The 4,115-nt window shown below is 68.1% G+C and carries 5 protein-coding genes; all 5 read left to right on the top strand.

Features of this window, described 5'->3' with window-relative positions; genetic code table 11:
* Positions 1 to 476, top strand: a 476-nt coding sequence (gene gspM, locus Q7O19_RS13200; protein ID WP_303810952.1) for a type II secretion system protein GspM, incomplete at its 5' end; no start/stop codon positions are given.
* Positions 476 to 1,126, top strand: a complete 651-nt coding sequence (gene gspN / locus Q7O19_RS13195) for a type II secretion system protein N (protein ID WP_303810953.1) — start codon at positions 476 to 478, stop codon at positions 1,124 to 1,126. The genes gspM and gspN, both read left to right, overlap by 1 nt.
* Positions 1,123 to 1,551: a hypothetical protein gene (locus tag Q7O19_RS13190; RefSeq protein WP_303810951.1), complete on the top strand. Its 429-nt coding sequence runs from the start codon at positions 1,123 to 1,125 to the stop codon at positions 1,549 to 1,551. The genes gspN and Q7O19_RS13190 overlap by 4 nt, the downstream gene beginning before the upstream one ends.
* The gene (locus tag Q7O19_RS13185; RefSeq protein ID WP_303810950.1) at positions 1,551 to 2,240 is read left to right on the top strand and encodes a hypothetical protein; all 690 of its coding nucleotides are present in this window, start codon (positions 1,551 to 1,553) and stop codon (positions 2,238 to 2,240) included. Before Q7O19_RS13190 ends, Q7O19_RS13185 begins: the two co-directional genes overlap by 1 nt.
* Before the next feature lie 193 nt (positions 2,241 to 2,433).
* On the top strand, positions 2,434 to 3,987 hold the full coding sequence (locus Q7O19_RS13180) for a hypothetical protein (RefSeq protein WP_303810949.1): 1,554 nt from the start codon (positions 2,434 to 2,436) through the stop codon (positions 3,985 to 3,987).
* Positions 3,988 to 4,115 lie beyond the last annotated feature (128 nt).

Raw genomic sequence — 4,115 nt, 5'->3', positions numbered from 1 at the left:
CGCGCGAAATGATGGCGATGCTTTCTCCGTGGTGGGCGCAGCGCACGGGCCGCGAGCGTTGGCTGATCGGCGTGATGCTGGCGTTGCTGGCCGCACTGCTGTTCTGGCTGGTGCTGGTGCGCCCGCTGGCTGCCGCGCACGCTACGGCGCAGGCCGATGCCGGCGCGGCTGCCGCCCGGCTTGCGCAGGGCCAAGCGCTGGCCGCGGCCATCAAGGCCCGCCCCGCCGCCAACCCGGGCGCCGTGATCGACGTGCTGAACCGCCGCCTGGCCGATGCCGGGCTGCAACCCGCCCGGCTGGAAGCGCAGGGGCCGGGCCAGGCGCTGCTGGAGATCGCCGCCATCAATGGCCGCCTGCTGATCGGCTGGGCCACCGCGCTTGAGCAGAATGATGGCCTGGTGATCGAACAACTGGAGGCCACCCGCAATCCCGACCAATCGGTGCGGGCGCGGCTGCTGGTGCGGAGCGCACAGTGATGCGGATGCTGGCGCTGGGCCTTGGAGTGATCGTTGGGCTGGCGGCCCTTGCCCCGGCGCGGCTGCTGCTGCCGGCACCGCCGCTGGCCGCCACTTCGGTGACGGGCAGCCTGTGGCAAGCCCAATTGTCCGGCGCGGCGCTGGGTCGGATGCAGCTGGGGGATGTGGCACTGGCCTTGCAGCCGGGGGCGCTGTTGAAGGGCCGGCTCAGCTGGCAGGCAGCAGGCAGTCTGAACGGACAGATCTGGCGCGGCTTCACGGCCGGCGGCGTGGTGGGCCTGAATGGCCGGTTGAACGGCAGTCCGCTGCCTGGACTGCCGCTGGCCGGGATCAGCCTTGCCGATGTGATGGCGACGCTGGATGGGGCCGGACGCTGCGAAGCGGCCGGCGGGCAGGTGATGGCCGATCTGGCACTGCCGCTGGCGGGCCAGCGCCAACTCGCCGGTGCACCACGCTGCGACGGAGCGGCACTGCTGCTGCCGCTGGCCAGCGGCGATGGCCGAGTACGGCTGGACGTGACCATCACGGCGGGCCGCTGGACAGCGCGGTTGGCGGTTTCGGGTGCCGGCGTGGGCGAAGCCGCAGCGCTGACTGCTGCTGGTTTCCGTGAGCAGGGCGGCGCCCTGGTGAAAGAGGACAGCGGCGCATGATCATCACGGCCCTTATCGCGCTGCAGCTGGCCACCACCCAGCCCACACCTCCCTCAGCCTTGCCGGCGCCCTTCACCGAATTGCCGCAGCAGGTGCTGGAGCCTGGCCAATGCGCGCTGTTCCTGTGGGACCGGGCCAGCGGCAAGCGCATCGCCATGCTGGGCCGTACGCCGGCAACATTGCGCGCCATCATCGACGGCCGCTCCACCGATCTGCCGGCGCAAGCGCGTGAGGGCGAAGAGGTAATGGGCTTTGCGCCCATCAGCCGCTTCCGCTCTGCCAACCGCGGTTTCGAGGTGCGGCTGACCATGTTACCCGCCACGGCCGGCGGCGCCGTGGTGCGCGATGGCAGCCTGACCATCACCGAAGCCGATGGCAGCGCGTTGGTGCTGCCGGTGGCTGGCCTCGCCGGTTGCCCGCAATAGTGGCCGCACGACGCACAAATACGCCGAAGGAATGGGCGCTGGCCATCGGCGGCGGCCTGGCCTTGTCGGCAGGGCTAGTGTGGGTGCTGCGAGGCGGCGGTGATGAGGCGCCGCCTGCATGGCTGCCGCCGCCACCACCGCCGCCCGTCACAGCTTCTCCGCCACCGCCTGTTGCTGCGGTCGTTTCGGCACCCTCCGATCTGGCACTCGCCGGCCTGCGCGCCGGGCCTGATGGCGGCATGGCCATCGTGGTGGCCGGCGGAAAGCAATATCTGCTGCGCCCCGACCGTGCCCTGCCCGGCGGTATGAAGCTGCTGCGCGTGGAGCCGGGCTGCGCCATCCTGGCCGGACCGTCCGGCGAGATTGTGCTGGCCTTTGCCGATGCAGCGCCAGCCATGGCCGGGCCTCCCATACCGCCAGGAGGCGATCCGACGCCATGGCGGCTGGCGCTGTCACCGCTACGGGAACAGGGCCGCCTGGTGGGCTGGCGAGTGGGCAGCCTGGCCGGGCTGGCGGCGCTCGCCCGGGCTGACCTGAAGCCCGGCGATGTGCTGCTGTCGGCCAACGGGGCGGCGCTGATTTCGGAAGAGAAGATCATGGAGCTGCCGCAGGAACTGGCCGCCAATGGCCGGCTGCAGGTCGTCTATCGCCGCGGCATTGCGCAGCGGGAAGCTGTGGTCACACCCTGACCGTGACAGCCCGCGCTTTCATGAAACTGCAACCGGAGCGTCACTGCACTGTCATCCATATGTCACCCGATCGCAACCGTGCCGTAACCACGCCGCCACGAATCGCACCTAAAGCCTACGCCACGTGGGGGCGTGCTCTGCCACAAGGCGCACCCCAGTTTGTTCAAACCACACGGCCAACAGGGGTGACCCCATGATACGCTCAAGCAATATCCGCCTTCGCACGCTCCTTATGATCGGTTCGGCGCTCACGCTGGCTGCCTGTGATGGCGCCAAGAACATCGCGTCGCCAGGCGAAGGCACGCTGGTGACCCCGCCGCCAGCCCCGGCCCCGGCGCCGGCGCCAGCCCCCACGCCGACCCCTACGCCCACCGGCGCGGCAACCGATTGCCCCACCGGTACGGCAAACGTTGGCGTGATCAACAGCCTGCGTAACTGCTCACTCTCCGGCACCATTACCGGTGCCCTGACCCTGCGCAACATCCGTGGTGTGGTTTATTCGCTGAACGGCCGCGTCAATGTCGGCGTCGATCTCGGTGCCGATCCTGGCGCGCCGGCCGCTGGCGGTAGCCAGGGCATTCTCACCGTCGAGCCGGGCGTGGTTGTGTTCGGTTCCTCTGGCGCTGATGCGCTGGTGATAAACCGCGGCTCGCAGATCTTCGCTGAAGGCACCGCCACCCGCCCGATCATCTTCACCAGCCGTTCCAACATGGAAGGCGGCGTGAATGCCAGCTCGATCGGCCAGTGGGGTGGCATCGTCGTTTTGGGCCGCGCGCCGATCAACACATGCATTGGCGTTGGTGCCACCCCGGCCACCGTCAACTGCCAGTCGGCGGTTGAAGGCCTCACTGGCGCCTTCTACGGTGGCGGCTCCCCGTCCGACAACTCGGGCCGCATGCAGTTTATCCAGGTCCGCTATCCGGGCTTCGAAGTCAGCCCCGGCAACGAACTGAACGGCATAACCTTCGCCGGTGTCGGTTCCGGCACCTTTGCGAATAACATCCAGGTCCACAACAGCTCCGACGATGGCATCGAATGGTTCGGTGGCCGGCTGAACCACAAGTTCCTGGTCATCACCGGCGCCGACGATGACTCGATCGACACCGATCTCGGCTTTAAAGGCCTGATGCAATACGTGCTGGTCGTGCAGCGCACCGATGGCGGTGATCGCGTGATCGAAGCCGATACGGCTGGCGGCGAAACCAAGACCCCGCGTTCCAACCCGCGCATTGCCAATTTCACCTTCATCGGCAACCGCACGCCCGACAGCGTTCTGCTGCGCGGCGGCACCGATTACGGGCTGACCAACGGCATCATCCGCAACACCACGGCCACCGGCCTGTGCCTCGACATCGATGGCGCCCAGACCGCAGTGACCACGGCTGATGCCACCACCGATGAAGCCGGTGCGCCGATCTTCCGCTCGGTGATCTTCGGTTGCTTTGGCGCTGCCCGTGACGAAAGCGATGTGCCGCTAGCCAGCATCACGCCGATCATCACCGGCACCAACAACCTGCTGCCGCCGGTGACGCTGACCCTGACCGACATCTTCCTGCCGGGCAGCTTCGAAGCCGGCGCGGTTGCCACCAACCCGCGCACGGCCTTCACCGGCACCGGCACTTTCTTCGATGAAACCACCTTTGTTGGCGCGTTCCGTAACGCTGCTGACACTTGGTATGCCGGCTGGACCTGCGGCGTTGGCACCGGCGCCAGCGCTTGCACCGCAGCCCCCTCGCCGATCCAGTAAGCGCCGATCCAGTAAGGGCTGGGGCCGGCGGCGCGACCTTCGCAGCTGCCGGCCACCGCATTTCGACCGGGGACAAGATAATGACCAACAAGCTGCCACTCCTGCTTTCGACCACCATGATGGTGGCG

Origin of the sequence: Sandarakinorhabdus limnophila DSM 17366, from assembly GCF_945882885.1 — a bacterium.
GTDB lineage: Bacteria > Pseudomonadota > Alphaproteobacteria > Sphingomonadales > Sphingomonadaceae > Sandarakinorhabdus > Sandarakinorhabdus limnophila_A.
Note: the sequence above shows the minus strand (reverse complement) of the source record. Positions and strands in the feature narration are given on the sequence as shown.